The organism is Allobosea sp. OAE752, from assembly GCF_050433265.1.
GTDB lineage: Bacteria > Pseudomonadota > Alphaproteobacteria > Rhizobiales > Beijerinckiaceae > Allobosea > Allobosea spartocytisi.
This window is the reverse complement of the sequence record NZ_JBNPXO010000007.1, coordinates 228,868-251,279: the sequence shown is the minus strand read 5'-3', so window position 1 is coordinate 251,279 and position 22,412 is coordinate 228,868. Positions and strand designations below refer to the sequence as shown.

General features: G+C 65.9%; 22 protein-coding genes and 1 tRNA gene. 10 read left to right on the top strand and 13 right to left on the bottom strand.

The window, feature by feature from the left end:
- Positions 1–195 precede the first annotated feature (195 nt).
- Positions 196–1,905: a 30S ribosomal protein S1 gene (gene rpsA, locus GGC47_RS19435; protein ID WP_038357744.1), complete on the bottom strand. Its 1,710-nt coding sequence runs from the start codon at positions 1,903–1,905 to the stop codon at positions 196–198.
- Between the two features lie 437 nt (positions 1,906–2,342).
- Between rpsA and GGC47_RS19430 the strand changes: the two genes are divergently transcribed.
- Together GGC47_RS19430 and GGC47_RS19425 are read left to right on the top strand one after the other, a co-directional pair.
- On the top strand, positions 2,343–2,900 hold the full coding sequence (locus GGC47_RS19430) for a LemA family protein (protein WP_142023376.1): 558 nt from the start codon (positions 2,343–2,345) through the stop codon (positions 2,898–2,900).
- Positions 2,901–3,041: 141 nt separating this feature from the next.
- Positions 3,042–4,115, top strand: a complete 1,074-nt coding sequence (locus tag GGC47_RS19425; RefSeq protein ID WP_142023375.1) for a M48 family metallopeptidase — start codon at positions 3,042–3,044, stop codon at positions 4,113–4,115.
- Here GGC47_RS19425 and GGC47_RS19420 read toward each other — a convergent pair whose 3' ends face one another.
- Positions 4,116–5,036 (bottom strand): NHL repeat-containing protein, encoded by a 921-nt coding sequence (locus tag GGC47_RS19420; RefSeq protein WP_113252868.1) that lies wholly within the window; start codon positions 5,034–5,036, stop codon positions 4,116–4,118. It abuts the gene before it with no gap.
- Positions 5,026–5,634, bottom strand: coding sequence for a 2-hydroxychromene-2-carboxylate isomerase (locus GGC47_RS19415; protein ID WP_038357738.1), 609 nt, complete (start codon positions 5,632–5,634; stop codon positions 5,026–5,028). The genes GGC47_RS19420 and GGC47_RS19415 overlap by 11 nt, the downstream gene beginning before the upstream one ends.
- Positions 5,635–5,980: 346 nt before the next feature.
- On the opposite strand from GGC47_RS19415, the gene GGC47_RS19410 reads away from it, so the two are divergent.
- Both GGC47_RS19410 and GGC47_RS19405 read left to right on the top strand, forming a co-directional pair.
- Positions 5,981–7,213 carry an argininosuccinate synthase gene (locus GGC47_RS19410; RefSeq protein ID WP_038357736.1) on the top strand — a complete coding sequence of 411 codons (1,233 nt, stop codon included), beginning with the start codon at positions 5,981–5,983 and terminating at the stop codon, positions 7,211–7,213.
- A gap of 115 nt (positions 7,214–7,328) precedes the next feature.
- Positions 7,329–7,679, top strand: a complete 351-nt coding sequence (locus GGC47_RS19405) for a hypothetical protein (protein ID WP_142023374.1) — start codon at positions 7,329–7,331, stop codon at positions 7,677–7,679.
- 15 nt (positions 7,680–7,694) lie between these two features.
- Here the strand turns inward: GGC47_RS19405 and GGC47_RS19400 are convergent, their stop codons facing one another.
- The 5 genes from GGC47_RS19400 to fabA all read right to left on the bottom strand — a co-directional run bounded on the left by GGC47_RS19400 (position 7,695) and on the right by fabA (position 11,220).
- The gene (locus GGC47_RS19400; RefSeq protein WP_112764807.1) at positions 7,695–7,940 is read right to left on the bottom strand and encodes a DUF2188 domain-containing protein; all 246 of its coding nucleotides are present in this window, start codon (positions 7,938–7,940) and stop codon (positions 7,695–7,697) included.
- Positions 7,941–7,980: 40 nt separating this feature from the next.
- Complete coding sequence (locus GGC47_RS19395; RefSeq protein ID WP_142023373.1) at positions 7,981–8,502, bottom strand: YcxB family protein; 522 nt, start codon at positions 8,500–8,502, stop codon at positions 7,981–7,983.
- Positions 8,503–8,528: 26 nt separating this feature from the next.
- Complete coding sequence (gene fabI, locus GGC47_RS19390) at positions 8,529–9,359, bottom strand: enoyl-ACP reductase FabI (RefSeq protein ID WP_142023372.1); 831 nt, start codon at positions 9,357–9,359, stop codon at positions 8,529–8,531.
- Positions 9,360–9,366: 7 nt separating this feature from the next.
- Complete coding sequence (fabB, locus tag GGC47_RS19385; protein ID WP_142023371.1) at positions 9,367–10,593, bottom strand: beta-ketoacyl-ACP synthase I; 1,227 nt, start codon at positions 10,591–10,593, stop codon at positions 9,367–9,369.
- A 114-nt stretch (positions 10,594–10,707) separates the two neighbouring features.
- The gene (gene fabA / locus GGC47_RS19380) at positions 10,708–11,220 is read right to left on the bottom strand and encodes a 3-hydroxyacyl-[acyl-carrier-protein] dehydratase FabA (protein ID WP_038357728.1); all 513 of its coding nucleotides are present in this window, start codon (positions 11,218–11,220) and stop codon (positions 10,708–10,710) included.
- Between the two features lie 268 nt (positions 11,221–11,488).
- On the opposite strand from fabA, the gene irrA reads away from it, so the two are divergent.
- Entirely contained in the window at positions 11,489–11,953 is a 465-nt protein-coding gene (gene irrA, locus GGC47_RS19375) for an iron response transcriptional regulator IrrA (RefSeq protein WP_191125447.1), read from the top strand.
- 71 nt (positions 11,954–12,024) lie between these two features.
- Here the strand turns inward: irrA and GGC47_RS19370 are convergent, their stop codons facing one another.
- Positions 12,025–12,540, bottom strand: a complete 516-nt coding sequence (locus GGC47_RS19370) for an SH3 domain-containing protein (RefSeq protein ID WP_112764829.1) — start codon at positions 12,538–12,540, stop codon at positions 12,025–12,027.
- 194 nt (positions 12,541–12,734) lie between these two features.
- On the opposite strand from GGC47_RS19370, the gene GGC47_RS19365 reads away from it, so the two are divergent.
- Positions 12,735–13,730 carry a 2-hydroxyacid dehydrogenase gene (locus tag GGC47_RS19365; protein WP_038357724.1) on the top strand — a complete coding sequence of 332 codons (996 nt, stop codon included), beginning with the start codon at positions 12,735–12,737 and terminating at the stop codon, positions 13,728–13,730.
- A gap of 80 nt (positions 13,731–13,810) precedes the next feature.
- Here GGC47_RS19365 and GGC47_RS19360 read toward each other — a convergent pair whose 3' ends face one another.
- Both GGC47_RS19360 and GGC47_RS19355 read right to left on the bottom strand, forming a co-directional pair.
- Positions 13,811–14,479 (bottom strand): HAD family hydrolase, encoded by a 669-nt coding sequence (locus tag GGC47_RS19360; RefSeq protein ID WP_112764802.1) that lies wholly within the window; start codon positions 14,477–14,479, stop codon positions 13,811–13,813.
- A 30-nt stretch (positions 14,480–14,509) separates the two neighbouring features.
- Entirely contained in the window at positions 14,510–15,514 is a 1,005-nt protein-coding gene (locus GGC47_RS19355; RefSeq protein WP_038357720.1) for a complex I NDUFA9 subunit family protein, read from the bottom strand.
- A 268-nt stretch (positions 15,515–15,782) separates the two neighbouring features.
- On the opposite strand from GGC47_RS19355, the gene GGC47_RS19350 reads away from it, so the two are divergent.
- The 4 genes from GGC47_RS19350 to GGC47_RS19335 all read left to right on the top strand — a co-directional run bounded on the left by GGC47_RS19350 (position 15,783) and on the right by GGC47_RS19335 (position 18,841).
- Positions 15,783–15,869, top strand: a tRNA-Leu gene (locus tag GGC47_RS19350).
- Positions 15,870–15,956: 87 nt separating this feature from the next.
- Positions 15,957–16,223: a DUF6538 domain-containing protein gene (locus GGC47_RS19345; protein WP_429068603.1), complete on the top strand. Its 267-nt coding sequence runs from the start codon at positions 15,957–15,959 to the stop codon at positions 16,221–16,223.
- A gap of 754 nt (positions 16,224–16,977) precedes the next feature.
- Complete coding sequence (locus tag GGC47_RS19340; RefSeq protein WP_142023370.1) at positions 16,978–18,114, top strand: GGDEF domain-containing protein; 1,137 nt, start codon at positions 16,978–16,980, stop codon at positions 18,112–18,114.
- A gap of 301 nt (positions 18,115–18,415) precedes the next feature.
- Positions 18,416–18,841, top strand: a complete 426-nt coding sequence (locus GGC47_RS19335; RefSeq protein ID WP_142023369.1) for a hypothetical protein — start codon at positions 18,416–18,418, stop codon at positions 18,839–18,841.
- 47 nt (positions 18,842–18,888) lie between these two features.
- Here GGC47_RS19335 and GGC47_RS19330 read toward each other — a convergent pair whose 3' ends face one another.
- Both GGC47_RS19330 and GGC47_RS19325 read right to left on the bottom strand, forming a co-directional pair.
- Positions 18,889–20,835 carry a CocE/NonD family hydrolase gene (locus GGC47_RS19330; RefSeq protein WP_429068600.1) on the bottom strand — a complete coding sequence of 649 codons (1,947 nt, stop codon included), beginning with the start codon at positions 20,833–20,835 and terminating at the stop codon, positions 18,889–18,891.
- Positions 20,832–22,412 (bottom strand): ABC transporter substrate-binding protein, encoded by a 1,581-nt coding sequence (locus GGC47_RS19325; protein ID WP_142023368.1) that lies wholly within the window; start codon positions 22,410–22,412, stop codon positions 20,832–20,834. Before GGC47_RS19325 ends, GGC47_RS19330 begins: the two co-directional genes overlap by 4 nt.

Genomic DNA, 22,412 nt, shown 5'->3' with positions numbered 1-22,412 from the left:
ACCAGCCCTCATCCTGAGGTGCGGACACGAGCCGGCGTCTCGAAGGATGTTCCAGAGCACACTGGAGCATCCTTCGAGACGCCGCTTCGCGGCTCCTCAGGATGAGGGCTGAGGATAATCAGCCGAAACAAAAGCCCGCGCGGATTGCTCCGCGCGGGCTGTCTTGGATGTCCGGCCGCCGAAGCGGCCGAAACCTCACTTCTTGTCGGTGGTCGTGGCCTTCTTGAGGGCCGCGCCGAGGATGTCGCCGAGCGAGGCGCCGGAGTCGGCGGAGCCGTACTGCGCCATCGCCTCCTTCTCCTCGGCCATCTCCAGAGCCTTGATCGAGACCTGGATCTTGCGGGCCTTCTTGTCGAAGAGCACGACGCGGGCGTCGATGCGCTCGCCGGCCGCGAAGCGCTCGGGGCGCTGCTCGGAACGGTCACGCGCCAGCTCGGCCCGCTTGATGAAGGTCATCATGTCGGTGTCGGCGATCTTCACGTCGAGACCGGACTCCTTCACCTCGACCACCTCGCAGGTGACGATCTGGCCCTTCTTGAACTCGCCGGCATCCACGAAGGGATCGCCGCCGAGCTGCTTGAGGCCGAGCGAGATGCGCTCTTTCTCGACGTCCACATCGAGAACGACGGCCTGCAGGACGTCGCCCTTCTTGTATTCCTCGATGACCTGCTCGCCCGGACGGTTCCAGTCGAGATCCGAGAGGTGGATCATGCCGTCGATGTCGCCTTCCAGGCCCAGGAACAGACCGAACTCGGTCTTGTTCTTGACCTCGCCCTCGACCGTCGAACCGGCCGGGTGCTGCTCGGCGAAGACTTCCCACGGATTGCGGAGCGTCTGCTTGAGGCCGAGCGAGATGCGGCGCTTGACCGGATCGACCTCGAGGATCGCGACGTCGACTTCCTGCGAGGTCGAGACGATCTTGCCGGGGTGGACGTTCTTCTTGGTCCAGGACATCTCGGAGACGTGGATGAGGCCTTCGATGCCCGGCTCCACTTCGACGAACGCGCCGTAGTCCGTGATGTTGGTGACGCGACCCTTGAGGCGCGTACCGACCGGATAACGCTCGGCGATGCCGTCCCACGGATCGGCCAAGAGCTGCTTGATGCCGAGCGAGATGCGGTGCGTGTCCTGGTTGATCTTGATGATCTTGACCTTGACCGTCTGGCCGATGGTCACGACCTCCGACGGATGGTTCACGCGGCGCCACGCCATGTCGGTGACGTGCAGCAGGCCGTCGATGCCGCCGAGGTCAACGAACGCACCGTATTCGGTGATGTTCTTGACGACGCCGTCGATGACCTGGCCCTCTTCGAGCGAGGCGACGAGCTCGGAACGAGCCTCGGCGCGGGTCTCTTCGAGGACGGTGCGGCGCGACACGACGATGTTGCCGCGGCGGCGATCCATCTTGAGGATCTCGAAGGGCTGCGGCTGGCCCATCAGCGGGCCGACGTCGCGGATCGGACGGATGTCGACCTGCGAACGCGGCAGGAAGGCCACGGCGCCGTCGAGGTCGACGGTGTAGCCGCCCTTGACGGTGTTGAAGATCATGCCGGAGACCTTCTCGCGAGCCTCGAAGGCCTTCTCGAGCTTGACCCAGCTCTCTTCGCGGCGAGCCTTGTCGCGCGAGATGACGGCTTCGCCGAGCGCGTTCTCGATCCGGTCCAGATAGACCTCGACCTCGTCGCCGACCTTGATGTCCTGATCACGGCCGGGGCCGTTGAATTCCTTGAGCGCGACGCGCCCTTCCGTCTTCAGGCCGACATCGATGATCGCCATATCCTTCTCGATGGCGACGACCTTGCCCTTGATGACGGAGCCTTCCATCGCTTCGTTGCGCGAGAAGGACTCTTCGAGCAGGGCGGCGAAATCCTCGCGACCCGCGCTGTAGCTTTCAACTGCTGACATGTAATCTCCTGGAAGCCGGCCGCGTATCCCGCGGATGTCCGGCATGGGCCCCTGGCTGGTGCTGCACACCAGATCGTCGCCTGCGGCGCCTCCTCTTCGAAGGCTTCCGGCTCCTGAGAGCCGGTGGGCACCGGGCCGCCGGTTCGATCCGTATCCTGAGGGCGCTCCCAACACAAAACGGGAGCCGGTCTCGCTGACCGCCCCCGGCTCATGATCGATCACGACCCTTCGGACACGCCGGATTTAGTGCAAGCTCCGCGCGAGAGCAAGGCCTACCGTGCGGGAGCGGCCGCGCAACGCCTTCCTTTCCCTCGCCGAGCGGCCCCGCCACACGGGTCACGCAGCGTCAAGATCAAGATGAAGGGTGCGGGTTTCGCGCGCAGCGGGTTTCGTGCCAGTCTGGCGCCGACAGGGCACGGGCTTGGGGAGAACGCTTCATGGGCTGGATCATTCTGGGGCTGATCGTCGTCCTCGCGATCTATGCGGTGATGACCTATAACGGGCTCGTCGCGATGCGGCAGCGCGTCAACCAGGCCTTCGCCGACATCGACGTCCAGCTCAAGCAGCGGCACGACCTGATCCCGAACCTCGTCGAGACGGTGAAGGGCTACGCAACCCACGAGAAATCGACGCTGGATGCCGTGATCGCCGCCCGCAACGCGGCGCAGGGCGCGAGCAGCGTCCATGACAAGGCGGCCGCCGAGCAGCAGCTCTCCGGCGCGGTCGGGCGGCTGCTGGCGCTGGGCGAGGCCTATCCCGACCTCAAGGCATCAGCCAATTTCCAGCAGCTCCAGGTCGATCTCGGCAATGTCGAGGACAAGCTCGCGGCGGCGCGGCGCTTCTTCAACAATGCGGTCGGCGAGTTCAATGCCGCGATCCAGGCCTTCCCCGCCGTGCTCTTCGCGCCGCAGATGGGCTTCACCCAGCGTGAGTTCTTCGATGTCGGCCCGGAGGCCCGGGCCCAGATCGAGGTCGCGCCCAGCGTGAAGTTCTGACGGAAGGCAGGCGCTTACGGCCCGAAGCGCGTCACGCGCCATGCGGATTCGCCCCTGCGTCTCAGGTCTTTGGTGTTTCGCATGTCGTTTTCACAAAACCGCTGCGCAGTTTTGCGCGACATGCTTTAGGGAGCGGCAGCGATGGCGCAGGCCTTCGGGCTCTACACCCATCAGCGCAACAACCGGATCAGGTCCAATTTCCTGATCGCCGGGCTCTTCCTACTGGTCTATCTCACGACCTGGGGGCTGCTGCTCGTCGCCTATGGCTATGGCGGCGTGCCCTATGGCCGCAGCGCCTTCTCGGAAGCCAACCGGATCTTCCTGTCGTGGTTTCCGTTCGTCACGCTGGCGACGATCCTGTGGGTCTTCATTGGCTTTCGCATGAACGTCGCGCTGATCGGGGCGGTGACCGGCTCGCAGGGCATCACCCAGGCGGAGAACCCCAAGCTCTACCGGATGCTCGAGAATCTCTGCATCTCGCGTGGCCTGCCGATGCCCAGGCTCGCGATCATGCAGAGCGATGCCCTCAACGCCTTCGCCAGCGGCGTCAACGACAAGCAGTTCACCGTGACCGTCACCAGCGGCCTGCTGGAGCAGCTCGACGACCGGGAGGTCGAGGCCGTGCTGGCGCATGAGCTGACGCATATCCGCAATGGCGACGTCCGGCTGATGGTCGTCGCCGTGGTGATCGCCGGCGTGATCTCCTTCGTCGGCGAGATGATCTTCCGCGGCTTCGGCCGCAGCCGGATCAGGATGTCGTCGGACGATTCCAAGAAGGGCAACGGGCTCGCCATCCTCGTCGGCGTCGCGGTGATCGCGATCTCCTGGTTCCTGGCCATCCTGATCCGGCTCTCGCTGTCGCGCTCGCGGGAATATCTCGCCGATGCCGGGGCGGTGGAATTGACCAAGAACCCCGACGCGATGATCTCGGCCCTGCTCAAGATCTCGGGCCGGGCCGATATCGACGGCGTGCCCTCCGGCGTCATGGACATGTGCTTCGAGAACGATCCGGACGATTTCGCCGACCTGTTCTCGACCCACCCTTCCGTCACCAAGCGCGTGCAGGCGCTGATCGAGACCGCCGGCGGGCGCATGCCGGCGATGCCGCCGCACCCGCCGAGGCTCGCCGAGCGACAGGACCTGCCGACCATGGTCGAGGAGAGCGTCGCGCGCGGGCCGTGGTCGCGCCCGCCGCAGGGGCCCGCAGCGGGCTGATCAGGCGGTAAGCTTGCCCGGATCGATCTCGAAGACGAGCGGGTAGAAGGTGTCCCAGCGACTCCAGCGCTTCGAGCCCGCTTCGCTCACCGCCCAGAGCTTGCCATCGGGAGCGCAGCCCAGATCCTCGATGCCGCCGGGGGCCGGATAGCGCGCCAGCACCGCGCCGGTCTTCGGATCGAGACGCGAGAGAAAAGCCGGCCTGTTTCCGGCGCTCTGCGAGAGCCAGAGGTCGCCCTTCCGATCGAAGGTGGCGCCCTGCACGATCTGCGGCAGCGGCAGGGTCAGCGTCGCATCCCCCGGCTCCACGGGCTTTTCGTCGCCGGGCAGGAGGCGCTCCGCCGGCACGGCGTAGAGGCTGGGGGCGCCCGTGCGGCGAAAGGCTCCGAACCAGAGCATCCCGCCCGACGCGGCCAGAAAGGACGGCCCCATCGTCTTGTCGATCAGCCTCTCGCCGAGCGGGACGCATTCGCCGGTATCGCAGGAACGCGCGAAATCGAGCGACAGCAGCCGCCCGGAATTGGCGACGAAGACGGTCTCCCCGAGCACCGCGAGGCCGCCGGGATGGCCATAGGTGGCCGGCAAGGCGAAGCTGCCGAGCAGGCGTCCGTCCCTGCGCGCGAGGCGGAAGACGCGGGCCGGACCATTATCCTGCTCCAGCGTCTCGCTCCGGTAGGCGGCGACGAGAATCTCGTCGCGGAAAACCGTGAGCCCCTGCGGCACGAAACCGTCATTCAGCCCCGGAGCCCAGTAGCGGCGCCCGATCGCCTGCTCGTTCGGCACCGCTCCGAGCTCACGCGCATCATAGTGCGGCTCGTCCCCCGGCAGGCGCGGCCGCGCCAAGGCCGCGGGGGCGAAGAGGAGACCTGCTGCCGCGACGAATGCGCCGCGGCGCGTGAGGCCAGCAGCCTCAGCGGCCATCGCGAGCCCAGTCGAGCGCTTCCTCGAGGCGGTCGTCGCCCCAGAACAGCTCGTTGTCCCCCGTGACGAAGAAGGGCGCGCCGAAGATGCCGATCGACTTGGCGTACTCGATCTCCGCGCGCAGGCGGCCCTTCACCTCTTCGCTGCGCGAGAGGGATATCGCGCTGCCAGGATCGCCGCCCGCCTCCTTCAAGGCGGCGCTGAGCACGGCCTCCTCGGCGATGTTGCGGCCTTCGCAGAACTGGGCCCGGAAGAGGGCCTTGGAGAAGGCCGGCGTCCAGCCACCATCCCGCCCGGCGAGAGCCAGCCGGGCCGCGGTCAGCGAATTCTGCGGAAAATTCTCAGGCTTGACCATCGTGATGCCCTGCCGGCCGGCGCGCCTGGCCGTGTCGCGCCACATATAGCGACCCTTGCTCGGATAGAGCGCGAAGGGCGAGGTGGTCCAGCCCTGGGCCGCGAAGATCGGGCCCAGCAGGAAGGGGCGCCAGCGCAGCTCGACGCCGGCATTTTCGGCCAATTGCTCGATTCTCAGGGCGCTCAGGCAGGAATAGGGCGACGCGAACTCATACCAGAAGTCCAGAACGGGACGATTCGGCATTCAGCCTCCGAATTAGGTGGTCATGTCGTGTCGCGCCCGAGCGAGCCTGCGCCCTTCGGGATACGACTGCAAGCGCCGCGAAAGGGCGCGCGGCGATACCCATCGGCGCCTGGCGGCACCGATCCATCACGGAACGACGCGAGATCGATCAGAAGGTTCCGATTGCGTCGCTCCGATGGCTGCGATAGTGCGCCATTGCGTCCGAAACGCGGCCCGAGCGGCCGCCGGAACATTTCCGCGCTTCTTCGAAACGCGGAAATGCTCTAGGTCGTTGTTTTGTCGCATTTTCTTCACGCGGATCGATACCCACTCCGCTCGAAAATGCTCTAGCAGGAATGTGACACAGATGGCTGACAGCAGCGTGAAGAAGGTCGTTCTCGCCTATTCCGGCGGTCTCGACACCTCGATCATCCTCAAATGGCTGCAGACCACCTATCGATGCGAGGTCGTGACCTTCACCGCCGATCTCGGCCAGGGCGAAGAGCTCGGCCCGGCGCGCGACAAGGCGCTGCTGCTCGGCATCAAGCCCGAGAACATCTTCATCGAGGATCTGCGCGAGGAATTCGTGCGCGACTTCGTCTTCCCGATGTTCCGGGCGAATGCGCTCTATGAGGGTGTCTATCTGCTGGGAACCTCGATTGCACGGCCGCTGATCGCCAAGCGCCTGATCGAGATCGCCGAGAAGGTCGGCGCCGACGCCGTCTCCCATGGCGCCACCGGCAAGGGCAACGACCAGGTCCGCTTCGAGCTGACCGCCTATGCGCTGAAGCCCGACATCGCCGTGATCGCGCCCTGGCGCGAATGGGATTTGCGCTCGCGCGAGCAGCTCATCGCCTTCGCCGAGCAGCACCAGATCCCGATCGCGAAGAACAAGCGTGGCGAGGCGCCCTTCTCCGTCGACGCCAACCTGCTGCACGCCTCCTCGGAAGGCCGCGTCCTCGAGGACCCGAACGAGGAAGTGCCGGATTATGTGTTCTCGCGCACGATCTCGCCGGAGGAAGCGCCGGACAAGCCGACCGTCATCACCATCGGCTTCGAGAAGGGCGACGCGGTCTCCATCGACGGCCAGAAGCTCTCCCCGGCGACGCTGCTCGCCAAGCTCAACGACCTCGGCCGCGATAACGGCATCGGCCGGCTCGACCTGGTCGAGAACCGCTTCGTCGGCATGAAGTCGCGCGGCATGTACGAGACGCCCGGCGGCACGATCCTGCATGTCGCCCATCGCGCGATCGAGTCGATCACGCTCGACCGCGGCGCGGCGCATCTCAAGGACGAGATCATGCCGAAATATGCCGAGCTGATCTATAATGGCTTCTGGTACTCGCCCGAGCGCGAGATGCTGCAGGCGCTGATCGACAAGAGCCAGGAGTTCGTCGCCGGCGAAGTCCGCCTCAAGCTCTACAAGGGCGGCGTCCATGTCATCGGCCGCTCCAGCCCGTACTCGCTTTATGACCAGGATCTCGTCACCTTCGAGGAGGGCGCGGTCGCCTACGACCATCGCGATGCGGCCGGCTTCATCAAGCTCAACGCGCTGCGCCTGCGCACGCTCGGCCAGCGCAAGAAGAAGCTGGGGCTGTAAGACGGCCGAACTCCACCATCGCCCGGCACACGCGACAGCGCGTGCCGGGCACGCTTTATGAACCGCGGCCCTGTTCGCGCGTTCAGCACTCACCTTTCATCGTGAGTGCCTCTGCATGAACCGTTTCGCTCCGCTTGCCGTTCTCGCCACGCTGCTGGCCGCCGCATCTGCCTCAGCGCAGGAGGTTCCGCCCGGCAGCAAGCCGGCGACGCCGGAGATCGCGACCTGCAAGACCGCAGCCTTGCAAGCGGTGTCCGCGAAGGAACCGGATATCAAGGACATCTATATCGACGAGGACGGCGCCACCGTCGCCGTGTCGGAATCGAAGATCGAGGCGATCCCGGTGACGCGCATCGTCATGGCCGAGGCCTATCTGCGGACCGACCGCTCCGACAAGCCGCGCCGCTTCCTTTGCCTGCTCGGCGAGAAGAACAAGGTGCTGCTGACCTTCTTCACCTCGCGCTGAGGCGCGGCAACGGGCTCAGCTTTCGTCGATGACCTGCGTCGAAGGCCGGTCGCGGCCATCCGCCAGTTCCTCGTGCCACCGGCCGTCCCCGTCCTGATAGACGATTCCGTCCGTGTTGCCGGCGAGCGTCTGGCGAGCCGCGGCCGAGGTGGCCGCCTTCAGCGCGGCCTCATGCGAGCGAAAGGTTTCCGACAGAACGTCGCCAACCTTATAGGCCCAGCCACCATCATGCTCGACGACTTCATACCTGACGATCGGCATGGCAACCTCCGTTCAAAAACCGGAAACCTCGCCCGCGAGCTCAGGTTCCGGCCTGCTGCGAAAGGAAACGGCGTAGATCCTCGACCTGTTCAGGCTCGAGGGCTCTCTTCGGCAGGATTTGATAGGTCGCGGGATGCGGCCAGAGCAACAGCAATCTCTCGTTCTCGAGCCAGCGCCGATAGATCGGCCAGCGATTCATCGCATGGCCGGAGGTGGTTTCCGAGGTGAGGCCCTCCTCGTCCCAGCGGTAGTGCAAGGGAGCCTGGAAGGCCGGCACGACGCGAAAATTGCGCCGGGCGGCGCGGGGGCCGAGCAGCAGGACGATCAGGACCGGCAGGCCGAACACCAACAGAAACGTGCCGAAAGCGCAGAGCAGCGCGGCCCCAGCCAGCCCGCCGGGCAATTCCCCATTCAGCGACAGCGTGAAAAGGACAACGGCGACGATCCACAGCAGCAGTTGCTTCCACCGCCCCGACGGGTTGCGCAAACTGTCGCGCAGGATCAGCCTCTGTGCCGCGACGAGATCCGCCTCGCCGATCTCGACAATGGCCTCCCGCCGCATCGACAGCCTCGCCTTTGCGCCTCGCCTCAGGCCTCGCCCTGATCGGCCGCGCGCAAGCTCTCGAGCGCCGGCATCGAGGTGATGTGATAGCCCGCATCGACATGATGGACGTCGCCGGTCACGCCGCCGGAAAGATCGGAGAGGTAGTACAGCGCCGAGCCGCCGATCTCGTCGAGCGTCACCGATTTGCGCAGCGGCGAATTCGCCCTCTGCCAGGACAGCATGGCGCGCGCATCGGAGATGCCGGCGCCGGCCAGCGTACGGACGGGCCCGGGCGAGAGCGCGTTGACGCGGATGCCGCGCGGGCCGTAGTCGCCGGCGAGGTAGCGCACGCTCGCTTCCAGCGCCGCCTTGGCGACGCCCATGACGTTGTAGTTCGGCATGAGGCGCATCGAGCCGCCATAGGTCAGCGTGATGATGCTGCCGCCATGCGGCATGCGCTCGGCCGCCCGCTTCGTCGCCTCGGTGAAGGAGAAGCAGGAGATCACCATGGTGCGCGAGAAGTTCTCGCGGCTGGTGTCGGCATAGAGGCCCTTGAGCTCGTTCTTGTCCGAGAAGCCGATGGCGTGGACGAGGAAATCGAGCGTATTGCGCTCGGGATCGCCGCCCCAGACCTCGTCGAGCCTGGCGAAGGTCGCATCGACCGAGGCGATGTCCTCGACATCGCAGGGGATGACGAGGTCCGAGCCGATGCTCTGCGCCAGCGGCTTCACACGCTTGCCCAGCGCCTCGCCCTGATAGGTGAAAGCGAGTTCGGCGCCATGGGCGTGGAGGGTCTTGGCGATGCCCCAGGCAATCGAGTTCTGATTGGCGACCCCCATGACGAGGCCGCGCTTGTTCTGCATCAGGGGGAGCATGGCGCCCTCACGCCTCCAGGCGCTTCATGACGATGGTGGCGTTGGTGCCGCCGAAGCCGAAGGAGTTGGAGAGCACGCAGCCGAGGCCGGCATTGTCGATGCGCTTGCGCACGATCGGCATGTCGGCGAAGGCGGGGTCGAGCTCGTCGATATGGGCGCTCTCGCAGATGAAGTCGTTGTTGAGCATCAGCAGCGAGTAGATCGCCTCCTGCACGCCGGTGGCGCCGAGCGAATGGCCGGTGAGCGACTTCGTCGCCGAGATCGGCGGGCTCTTGTCGCCGGCGCCGAAGACCGCGCGGATCGCCTCGATCTCCTTGGCGTCGCCGACCGGGGTCGAGGTGCCGTGCGGGTTGATGTAGTCGACCTTCGCGTTGACGCCCTGGAGCGCCATGCGCATGCAGCGCTCCGCGCCCTCGCCCGACGGCGCGACCATGTCGTAGCCGTCCGAGGTCGCGCCATAGCCGACGATCTCGCCATAGATCTTGGCGCCGCGGGCCTTGGCGTGCTCCAGCTCCTCCAGCACGACGACGCCGGCGCCGCCGGCGATGACGAAGCCGTCGCGCGCCACATCATAGGCCCGCGAGGCGCGAGCTGGAGTCGCATTGAAGTCGGAGGACATCGCGCCCATGGCGTCGAACAGGACGGAGAGCGTCCAGTCCAGCTCCTCGCAGCCACCGGCGAAGATCACATCCTGCTTGCCCCACTGGATCAGCTCATAGGCGTTGCCGATGCAGTGATTGGAGGTCGCGCAGGCCGAGGAGATCGAATAGTTGACGCCCTTGATCTTGAACCAGGTCGCGAGCGTGGCCGAGGCGGTCGAGGACATGCCCTTGGGCACCGCGAAGGGACCGACCTTCTTCGACGAGCCGCTCTCGCGCGCCTTGTCATAAGCGTCGATCAGCGCGCGCGTGGAAGGGCCGCCCGAGCCCATGATGATGCCGGTGCGCTCGTTGCTGATCTCGGCGGGCTCCAGGCCGGCATCAACGATCGCCTGCTCCATCGCCACCTGGTTCCAGGCCGAGCCACCGCCGTGGAAGCGCATGGCGCGCCGATCGAGCACCGTCGCGGGATCGAGAGACGGGGCCCCGGCGACCTGACTGCGGAAGCCATGCTCGGCAAAGTCCTGGGCGAAGGCGATGCCCGATTTCGCCTCGTGCAGCGAGGCCAGGACCTCCTGCGTGTTGTTGCCGATGGACGAGACGATGCCCATCCCGGTGACGACGACGCGTCTCATGCTCGCTTCACTCCAGCTCTCCACCCACGGCGAGGCAGGCCTCGCCGCTCAGGATTCTCAATCGCGCAAATGGACCGTAAGGCCGCCGGACGCAAGGTCGGGCTGCGTTTTTCCTCAGGCCGCTTCGGGCTTGAACAGCCCGACGCGCATGTCGCTGACAGTGTAGATGCGCTTGCCATCGGCTTCCAGCCAGCCATCGGCGATGCCGAGGACGAGCTTCGACTTGAAGACGCGCTTGAAGTCGACGCCGTAGACCACGCGCTTGACGCTCGGCAGCACCTGATCGGCGAACTTGACCTCGCCGACGCCGAGCGCCCTGCCCCGCCCTGGCAGGCCGAGCCAGCCGAGGAAGAAGCCGGTGAGCTGCCAGAGCGCATCGAGGCCGAGGCAACCCGGCATCACCGGATCGCCCTTGAAGTGGCAGTCGAAGAACCAGAGGTCCGGCTTGATGTCGAATTCGGCGCGGACACCGCCCTTGCCGTGGGCGCCGCCCTCTTCGGTGATCTCTGTGATACGGTCGAACATCAGCATCGGCGGCAGCGGGAGTTGCGCATTGCCCGGCCCGAACAGTTCCCCGCGGCCACAAGCGAGGATCTCCTCGTAGCTGAAAGACGATTGACGCTGCATTCCCGCTCCGTTGCCTTGTCTCGGCCGCATTCGACCGGTGGATATCGCCTGCGTGCCTAACATGCCCGACGCCGGGAACGAAAGGGCGCAGGCACATTCACCCACATGGCACGCTGACGCGCTCGGGGCAGCTCAACCCGCGCGATTGTCAGCATGCTGGCATGAGCCCGCGCTTGCGAGCCCTCGTTCGAAGTCCTACATTTCCAATCGAATGCAGATGATGCGGAGCGCAGGACGCCCGTTGCAGCAAGAAGGGCAGAGCAGAGGCATGAGCGATCAGGTTTCCCGCGACGAGGCCTATGGATCGACCGTGCGGCAGGGTTGCCCGTTCCATGACGTCCGCCACAAGCTGCGCCGCGTGGGCCTGCGGCCGACACGGCAGCGCGTCTCGCTCGGCTGGGTGCTTTTCGCCAAGGGCGACCGGCATATCAGCGCCGAGATGCTGCATGAGGAGGCGGCGAAGGAACGCATCCCGGTCTCGCTGGCGACGATCTACAACACGCTGCGCCAGTTCACCGAAGCCGGGCTGCTGCGCGAGCTCGTCATCGACGGCAACAAGACCTATTTCGACACGGCGATCCATGACCACCATCATTTCGTGGTCGAAGGCGAGAACCGCGTCATCGACATCCCCGCGCGGGAGATCGACGTCGCCACCTTGCCCACCCCGCCGGAGGGCTACGAGATTTCCCATGTCGACGTGGTCGTGCGGCTGCGCAAGATCGGCGACTGAGGCGCCGCCCTTTCCGGCTCCCTGATGCGCTTTCCGGCCGATGCCCGCCCGAAACGGTGCGGCTGATGGCCTCAGTCGACGTTTTCGTTGGGATAAACGCCCCAGAGCCGTTCCTGCGGCAGATAGCCCGTGACGTTACGGATGCTGACGCGGCACCAGGCGCGGACGCATGAGGTGACGCCGATCACCACCCCGGGCTGCAATTCGGCGACGACCGTGGCGTCGGCATCGGGTGCGCTGCGCATCGGAAACAGCTCCGCCTTGTTCCGCGACCAGGGCGCGACCAGCGCCGTCCGGCGCCCCGAAAGCAGGCTGTGCAGCACCCAGCCTTCGGTTCCGTCGGAATCTCGGACGCGCCGCCAGGTTTCGAATTCCGCCGTGACCTCCACGGGCAAGCCGGCCCGCTGATAGACCCAGCGCGTGCGATGCTCCTTCGACGGCCCTTCGCGCAGATTCACCCGGTCCGATTTCAGGCTGACATAGCGCGGCACGGGCAGGCCCGTCACCGAACCGGCCTGCATGTCCTGAGCCTGCGCGCCCGTTGCCATCGCGGCGATGAAAAAGCCCGCCACGGCAAGGCATCTCATCCGCAAGCTCAGCATCGGCTGCTCTCCCACGCGACCCGCTCCGCTCTCAGGCGAAGGGTCAAGTTGTCATCCGCCATCGCGCCGCCTAGACAAACAGGAGCCGGGCTGCACGATCGCTCCATTCCTGAGCCACCACGGTTAACGGTGGGTTGAGGAGAAGCGGTCAATCCGGTGTGCCAGGAAGGGGAGTCACCATGTCGAAGAAGAAGCCGCTGGTCGTGGTGACCCGCAAGCTGCCGGCCGTGGTGGAAACCCGGATGCGCGAATTGTTCGACGCCCAACTCAACATCGACGACAAGCCGATGTCGCAGGCCGCCCTGGTCGAGGCGGTGAAAACCGCCGATGTGCTGGTGCCGACCGTGACCGACAAGATCGACGCCGCGGTGATCGCGCAGGCCGGCGACCAGCTCAGGCTCATCGCCAATTTCGGCAACGGCGTGGACAATATCGACGTCGCCAGCGCCGTGCAGCGCGGCATCACCGTCACCAATACGCCGGGCGTCCTCACCGACGACACCGCCGACATGACGATCGCGCTGATCCTCGCTGTGGCGCGGCGCATCGCGGAAGGCGCCCGCGTCATCCCCGAAGACGATTGGGCCGGCTGGTCGCCGACCTGGATGCTCGGCCGGCGGATCACCGGCAAGCGGCTCGGCATCGTCGGCATGGGCCGGATCGGCCAGGCCGTGGCGAAGCGCGCCGCCGCCTTCGGCCTGTCGATCCACTACCATAACCGCCGCCGGGTCGATGCCCGCATCGAGGAGAAGCTCGGCGCGACCTATTGGGATTCGCTCGACCAGATGCTGGCGCGGATGGACGTCGTCTCGGTCAACTGCCCGCATACGCCGGCGACCTATCACCTGCTCTCGGCCCGACGGCTCAAGCTGATGAAGCCCGACGCCATTCTGGTGAACACCGCGCGCGGCGAGATCGTCGACGAGACGGCGCTTGCCCGGATGCTGGAAGCCGGCGAGCTTGCCGGCGCCGGGCTCGACGTGTTCGAGCAGGAGCCCGCGATCAATCCGCGCCTGCTCAAGCTCGCACGCCAGCACAAGGTCGTGGTCCTCCCGCATATGGGCTCGGCCACCCATGAAGGCCGCGCCGATATGGGCGAGAAGGTCATCGTCAACATCAAGACCTTCATGGACGGCCACAAGCCGCCGGACCGCGTGCTGCCGAGCATGCTCTGAGGAGAGTGCCGAAAGGCCGTCTCGAACATCCTTCGAGACGCCGCTGCGCGGCTCCTCAGGATGAGAGCTGAAAAGGCCGTTCAGGCCGCGAGCGAAGCCACCGCTCCTGGCCAATCCGCATAGCTGTCCACGACGATGGCGGCACCGGCCGCCAGCAGGCGCTCGCGCATCGCCGCCTTGTCGCGTGCCGTGCCGGTGAAGCCGGCGACCCGCATTCCCGCCGCACGCGCCGCCTGCACGCCGGGGACCGAATCCTCCAGCACCAGGCAATGGGCCGGCTCGGCGCCCATCTCCGCGGCGGCGAAGAGGAAGACGTCCGGCGCCGGCTTGCCGCGCGCGACCTGCGAGGCCGAGAAGACATGCGGGTCGAACAGCTCGATCAGCCCGGCCAGCGCCAGGTTGCGCCGCAAGGGCTCGAGGCTGGTCGAGGAGGCAACACAGCGGCGCCCGACGAGACGCTCCAAAGCGCTGTGCACGCCGGGCAGCGCCCGCAACTCCTGTTCGAGACGGGCGGCGACGCCATCCTCGACGCGGCCTTCGAAATCGGCGGGAAGCGGCCGGCCGAGCGCCGCCTCGATCACCTTGAAGCCGTCAGCGAGCGGAATGCCGACCATCTGCGTGTCGTAGTCATCGAGCGTCCAGCTCGTCAGCCCGATCTCGTGACACAAGGCGAGACTGACCTCGCTATAGACCGTCTCGCTGTCGATCAGCGTGCCGTCGCAATCATAGATGACGAGATCGAACGGCATCGCCTTCCTCGCCGAATCAGGGAGCCGCGATCAGCTCGCCCGCGCCGTGTCGAACTGGCCGGTCTTGCGGAAGCGCCAGAGATAGGACGGCACCTCAACCTCGACCGAAACCGGCGCGATGCCGAGGCCGGCGAAATCGCGCCCCTCCGCCTTCGCAGCCGCGGAGACGACATTGTCGCTGCCGAGCAGCGTCACCTGGTCGCGGGTCAGCTTGAGCTCGTTCGGCAGCAGCCCGAGCGTCAGCGTATCCACCACTTCCAGCACCCGCGCCATGATTCCGGCCAGCGGCAGCGGCAAGGGCAGGATCAGGCGCTTGCGGCCGATGACCTTGCAGACATCCTCGACGAGCTCGCGCAGGCTCATCACCTCCGGCCCGCCGAGCTCATAAGTCCGGCCGGGCTCCAGCGCACCGTCGACCCCACGCGCCACGACCTCGGCGACATCGCCGACGAAGGCCGGCTGGAGCTTGGCGCTGCCGTCCCCGACCAGCGGCAGGACCGGCATCATCCGCGCCATGGAGGCGAAACGATTGAAGAAATCGTCCTCGGGGCCGAACATCACGGAGGGCCGCAGGATCACCGCGCGCGGCACGATATGGCGCACAGCGCTCTCGCCTTCCGCCTTGGTGCGAGCATAGGCCGAGCGCGATTCGGCAGCGGCGCCGAGCGCCGAGATCTGCACCAGCCGGTCGATTCCCGCCGCAGCGCAGGCCTGCGCTACGGTGCGCGCGCCATTGGCCTGGACGGCGGCGAAGCTCTGCCGGCCGCGCTCGTTCATGATGCCGACGAGATTGACGACCGCATCCGCGCCCTTGACCGCCGCGGCGACCGAAGCCGGGTAGCGCAGATTGGCCTGCACGGCATGGATCTGGCCGACCGTGCCGAGCGGCTGCAGGAAGCCTGCGAGATCGGGCCGGCGCACGGCGACGCGCACCCGGTAGCCGCGCTTGACCAGGGCACGCACCACATGGCGCCCGACGAAGCCGGAGCCGCCGAAGACCGTGACGAGTTGCTGAGCCGGGGCTTGAAGGGCCATCGGGAAAGCTCCGTTTAGAATGCTTCTGCCCTCCTAGATCATGTTCCGCGAAAGTGGAAATCCCTTTTGCGGCGATGCAGCGCAGAACGGCCATGCCGGCATGCGGATGCATGGTCCACCGCGGGCCTAGAGCCGGGAAAGCCGGCTTTCCGGCGGGTGCCGGGCCGCAGCGGACCGGCGATTTTCAACAGCCGCATGACGAAGCCGACACAATTCTTTCCGGATGCCGTTGACAGCGCGATCAGCCCCCCGTAAACGAGCCGCCGTTGCCCAGGTGGCGGAATTGGTAGACGCACCAGCTTCAGGTGCTGGCGCTCGCAAGGGCGTGGAGGTTCGAGTCCTCTCCTGGGCACCACTCATCTACCAGAGTGGTGGTTTGTCAGCACCTTAGCTGATATCGACGGCTTAGTGGACGCCCGAGTGATACAATCGGGTGATCCACATGGTCCTGGCAATGGCCCGGCCGTTCAAGCATCCCAAAACAGGCGTCTATTGGTTTCGCAGGGTCGTCCCAAAGGACCTACGGGCGACCGTTGGGAAACGCGAGGTTCTTCGTTCGCTCCGGACAAAGGACCCTACCGAGGCCCGCGCTCTTCACGCGAATATCGTGGCCGAGGTTGAGAAGCACTGGGGAGCGCTCCGCTCGCCGGCTGAAACCCTGCACAGAGGCAAGTCATCGCCCTTGCCGGCGTCTTCTATCTGGAGCTGACAACCGAACTATCCGACGAGCCCGGCAGTCCTTCCGTTCGGGAGCACTGTCTTGGGATCGAGCGGCAGGCTCGCGACGCTGGCAAGCGGGAGCAGTGGCTTGGTCCGGAGGTGGATAAGTTGCTGGCCCGACATGGCCTCAACATCGAAGCGCCCCCGAGGGCGGCTCCTTGTCGCCATCAGCGAAGCATCCGAGCAAGCCGCCGCGCAACTCAAGCGGAATGCCGAGGGCGACTATAGCCCCGCCCCGAGGGCTTCCCGGTTCCCCGAATGGAAACCAACGGAGGAGCCTAGAACTACCAAGCCAGCCGGCAAGACCAGCCTGACAGGCATCCTTGCGGATTGGTGGAAGGAAGCGCAGGCGACTGGCCGGAAGCCGAGCACCTTTGAGAGCTACAGCAACACCGTGGACGGCTTCGTCGCCTTTCTCGGGCATGCCGCCGCGCTGGCAGAGCTGAAAGCCGGGGCATCTCCAATCTCCGGATAGGCGCTTCCCGTTGTCAGTCAGCGGGCTCCAACGGCGATTCCGCTCGGTGAGAGGGTCGTTGAAAAGACGATTTCCCCGAAGGCACAGGACATCCGGTTTTCCCTCGGGACGGCCAATCCTCCCGACGTGAAGGCCCGCAACGCCCTCGGTGCTGCACTCGATAGCGGTCGTTCACTTTGGGATGACGTTCACTTCGCCTTTACCGCGATCATGGCAACCTCTCCGATCACGCGAGCCGGGTTCCGGATTTTCGCTACTGATTGGATCTATGAACTATTACAATGTCATAGGTTTGCTGAACACGAGTATGGCCGCGATATTCTGTATCGCGCTGCTAGCGATATGGCGAAACAATCGCGCCCTGAAATATATAGGGGTGCTTAGCCTATCGTATGGGATTCGGTCGCTGTGCTTCGGCATTTTCTACTTTGCCTTCTCCCTTGATAATCCGGCTTTGCGATATTCGGCGAACATCTTCCTCCTGTTCGCGATCATGCTGCTCTCTATCGGCTTGTCCAATCGGCGCTTAAGGCAGCCTCGCTACGGCGCTCTCCTTGCTATCGCTGCGATCACGCTCGGACCGCTCTACTATTATCAGTTCATCGAACCGAACCTGCTCGCCCGCGTCATCATCCTCAATTCTGGGCTGGCCCTGCTCAGCCTCGTGATGTTGTGGGATGTCGCGAGGGCGCCGCGCCGCTCGCCGGTCGAGCAGGTGCTCCTCGGGTTGTTACTCGTATCTTGCGCAGGCTATCTTCTTCGCCCGCTCTTCCTGATCGCGTCAGGGGCCTCCGGCGAGCGGTTCGAAGATTCCTACTGGCTTGTCGTTTCGATTTCTGATGCTCTTATCTGCGCGATGACTGCTGTTGGTGTGCTTGCGGTTATTGCAAGCGACGTGATGGATGAAATCAAGACTGATGCACTGATCGACACCCTGTCCGGATTGTTCAATCGCCGCGGCTTCGAACCGCGCGCACTAAGAGCATTAGCCGAGCGGACGGCCGGCAACCCGCCTGCCATGATCCTTACTGATCTCGACCACTTCAAATCGATCAACGATCTATTCGGCCATAGCGGCGGCGACCTGATCATTCGGAGGTTTTCCGAGGTTCTCAAGCAGAAGGCGCCCGGCGATGCGATCATGGCGCGTCTTGGCGGTGAAGAATTCGCAATCCTGTTACCTTCGAACGCGAGCGCCTCTGCCTACCAATTGGCGGAAGAGATAAGAACAGCGTTTAAACAAATCGCATTTGATACCGTAGCGGGTGAGGCTCACCCGACGGCCAGTTTTGGCGTCGCGATTGCGCGGGAGGATGAAGGCCTCCCGTCTTTAATCGAGCGAGCCGATCATGCCCTCTATAGGGCAAAGGGCAACGGTCGAGATCGCGTTAATCTTGCCGAGTAAGCCACGCTAATATGGCCATCTCAGAGGGCTACTGCAAACGCCGGACCGACTGTCCGCTATCGGGCGAAGCCGACATCGACCGGATCGATCTCGTCTTCGATCGCGCCGCACCTGGCCACGCCGGGCCTCAAATTGGGACGCTCGCTTCACGGAATTTCGAATCACGCCCGACACGATCCCACGCTTCCGTTCCCCGAGAGGTCACCCACGCTCCTGCCCGGCCCGTCGTTATCGGCATCCCGACCAGCCAAACCCGCGGATAGGCCTACGCCCGTCCGGTTGCCGCGATAGGCTGCGGGACATGGCACGAGACCTGCCCTGCACGCGGCTCTGCGGGCTGACGGCAATGAGCATGGACGATCTGATGGCGAAGATGTTCGAAAGAGCCGGGCATGGCCGCAGGGGCGCGGCGAGAGCCGTTTTTGTTCTGCTGGCCATCCTGCTGCCGTCGCAGGCGGCCTGGGCAGCCGATTGGCGCTACTGCTATGCCGGCTCGGATCGGGAGCAGCGCTTTTACCTGTCGCAGCCCTTCCAGACGGCGCGGAGCCTTGACGCCCTGGAGCGCGCCTGGGAAGGCTGGCTGACGCAGCAAGGCCTGCCGCATGAGACGACGGGTTGCCCGCGCAGCTCCGACCGTCCCGGCATCGAGGAGACGATCCAGGCCGCCATCCGCTACAACCGCACCGTCGGGCGCAGCGCCGTCGAACTCAATTGGCGGGCCGACTGAATTTCGTCAGGCAAGCCCGAGGCTGCGCCGCTCGAACATGCTCCCCATCACCGCGCGATGCTCGACAGGTCGCGCAGCGAGGATACCGGCACGATCGGAAGGATGATCCGCGAGGCACGCTGCCCGTCGCAGAAGACCGTGTTGCAGGCGATCCGCCGCCGGCGCCCCCGCCCTTCCGGATCGAAGGTGTTGGGATTGACGTCGAATTTCGGGAAGTTCGAGGAGGAGATGTCGAGCCTGATCCGATGCCCGGCCTTGAACAGCGCCGCCGTGGCGAAAGGCTCGATGGTGATGCGGAACGGAACCTCCGTTTCGATCGGCTCCGGCTTCTCCCAGGAGTTGCGATAGCGGCAGCGGAAGATGCCGTCCGTCAGGTTGAGCGCGAAGCCGGTGGGGTAGTCCGCGGAGGGCGGATGCATGTCGACCAGCTTGGCGGTGAAGTCGGTATCGGGCGCGTCGGAGGCGACCCAGAGCTCGACCGTGATCGGCCCGATCACGGCCATGTCCTGCTCCAGAGGCAAGCTCTCGAAAGCAAGCACGTCGCGGCGCGCGATCAGCGGCATGCCGGCAGCGCGCGAGCCGAAGAAGCGCGGCCCCTCGCGCTGGTCGAAACCGCCGCCCTCGAAGATCGGCTGGCCGCTGGTCAGCGCGCCGCCGATGGTCGGCACCGGATCGGCCGGGTCGAAATCATAGCTCAGGGACGGGGCGTCGTGAGCCGGCTGCTCTTGCGACAGCACGCCATTGCCGTGGAGATACCAATCCTGCGGCTGCGTGCCCGGCAGCGGCCAGGCCGAAGCCTCGATCCAGCGGCCGCCCTGCACGAGCCGCCCCTCGGCGTCCTTCTCGCCGGAGCCGCCGCCCATCAGGAACAGGCGCAAGGTGGGATCGGCCTCGAGGCCGTTGGGTTCGTCCCTGAGCCAGCGATCGAACCAGCGCCGGCGGAAATCGAGCCAGCTCGCGCCGACATTGCCGTCGAAGGGCGCGGCCTCGCCGAAGGATACGTCGCCGGCAAAGGTGGATTGGCGGTTCCCGTGCAGGCCGGGGCCCATGATGACGTTGACGTGGCGGCGGCCCGCTGCGCTCAAGCCGGCGAAATTGTCGAAGGTGGTCTTCACATAGACGTCGTACCAGCTCGACATCAGCATGATCGGGATGTCGGGAACCGCGTCGTAGAAGCCTTCAAGCCACAGGCCCGGCCGCTTCCATTCGGGGCCGAAGGTCCCGGCGCGCCACTGGTCGAGCAGATAGGTCTCGTATTCGGGCACCCAGCGCACCGGCGAGCGACCCTCGCTCCATGGCATCACGCGGAACCAGGCATGCAGGTCCTCGGCCGCGAGGCCGGCGGCGACGACGGGGTCGGCGAGCGCGTCCGGGCTTTCCTGCGCCCGGTTATAGGCCCAGGTCGCCTGCTTGAGCTCGAAGGCACCGCCCTGCCGGATGCCGCAGAGGAAGGCGTTCGAGAAGCCGCCGGAATCGAGGATCATGCAGGTAAGGCCGGGCGGCGTCAGCGAGGCCAGCGCCGCCTGGGTATGGGCGGCATAGGACAGGCCCATCGTGCCGATCTTGCCGTTGCACCAGGGTTGCGCGACGAGCCAGGCGCAGGTGTCGTAGCCATCCTCGGCATCGGAGACGTATTTGACGAACTCGCCCTCCGAGCCGTAGCGGCCGCGACAATCCTGATAGACCACCGCATAGCCGGCCCGGACGAAATGGGCGGCCACGTCGGAGCGCGCCATCGGGCTGGCCTCGCCGCGGCCGATCTCGGCGCGCGAGCGCTCGGCCTTGCCATAGGGCGTGCGCTCCATCACGACGGGAAAAGGACCCGGGAGAGCGCGGCCGTCCCGCGCCGGAAGATGGATGTCGGTGGCGAGCCGGATGCCGTCCCGCATCGTCACCATCACGTCCTTCAGCGTCACGACATCGCCGGCAGCCTCCGCCGCAGGCGAGCGTTCGGAAGCGGCCGAAGCACCGCCCTTCATCGACAGGGTGCTCATTTCGCCAGTCCCGCGCGCGCCGCCGAGGTGTCCTCGGCCATGTTCGGCTCATAGGTGATGTTGGCCTTCGAGGCCCAGGCGATCTTCTGCCAGTAGAGCGGGACCACCGGCAGCTCGGCGAAGACCATCTTCGTCGCCGCCTGGATCGCGGCGATCCGCTTGCCCTCGTCGAACTGCGTCAGCGCTTCCGCCAGCGCCTTGTCGAAGCCCGGATTGGAATAGCGCGCGCGGTTGAAGCCACCGGTTCCAGCCTTGGGGTCGGCGGTCATGAACAGGTTGCGCAGGCCGGGGCCGGCGGTCGGCGTCGTCGTGCCGAAGGAGAAGATGAAGGCGGAGAAGCTTTGGCGGCTCGCGGCGCCGGCATAGACATTGTAGGGCTGCGCCACGACGCCGTTCACCTTGATGCCGCCGCGCGCGAACATCTGGCCGATCGCCTGGGCGATGTCCTTGTCCCCGGCGAAGCGGTCGTTCGAGGAATGGATGGTGATGCCGAAACCGTCCTTCAGCCCGGCCTGCTGCAGCAGCGCCTTAGCCCCGGCGAGGTCGTAGGCGACGGGCTGGAGCGCGGGATCGAAGCCTGCCACGCCGCCCGGCACAAGCTGGCCGGCCGGGACTCCCGCCCCGTTGAGCAGCCGCTCGACGATCGCCGGCACGTTGATCAGCTTGGCAAGAGCCTGCCGCACCCGCAGATCGCGAAGCGGGTTCGGCTTCAGCGGCTTGCCCTCCTTGTCGGTGACGAAGGGGCTTTCCTCGCGCGCCGTGTCGAGGGCCAGATAGATCAGCCGGGCCGAGGGGATCGCATGGACCTTGAGCCCCGCCGTCTTCTCCAGCACGGGCAGATCGGCGGGCGGGACGCCGTCGATCAGGTCGACCGCGCCTGAGCGCAAGGCCGCGACGCGGGCGGCGTCATTGGCGATGAACCGGATCGTGACCGTCTCGAAGGCGGGTTTTTGTCCCCAATAGCCGTCATTGCGCGTGAGGACCACGCGGTCCCCCGGCACCCATTCCTTGAACCTGTAGGGGCCGGAGCCGACCAGCCCCTCACCCTTGTTGTAGTCCTGCAGGCTCTTGCCCTCGGCGGCGGCCCTTTCGAGGATGTAGACGAAGCCGATCCTCTCCATCAGGTCGGGCGTCGGGACATCGGTCTTCACCTCCAGCGTCGTCGCATCGAGCGCCTTGACCGAAGCCACGCCGGAGACGTTGTTGGAGAAGGGCGCCGGGCTGTTGGGGACATTCCGGGCGCGCTCCAGCGAGAACACGACATCGTCGGCCGTGACCGGCTTGCCGTCCTGGAAGCGGGCGTCCTTGCGCAGGCTGACCCGCCAGGTCGTCGGATCAAGCGCCGCCCAGCTCTCGGCGAGGCTGGGATGCATGCCCAGATGCGCATCCGTCTCGACGAGCCGGTCGAAGATCTGCATCGCGATGTTCTGGTTGGGCCCGGTGCGGGAAAACAGCGGGTCCATCGCCGAGGGTTCGCTCGCCGTGCCGATGACGAGGTCGGTGGCCCACGCCGATCCCGGCGAGGCGAGGCTTGCCAGCAGCGGGAGGAGCGCGGCGAGGCGGTGCTTGCGGGTCAT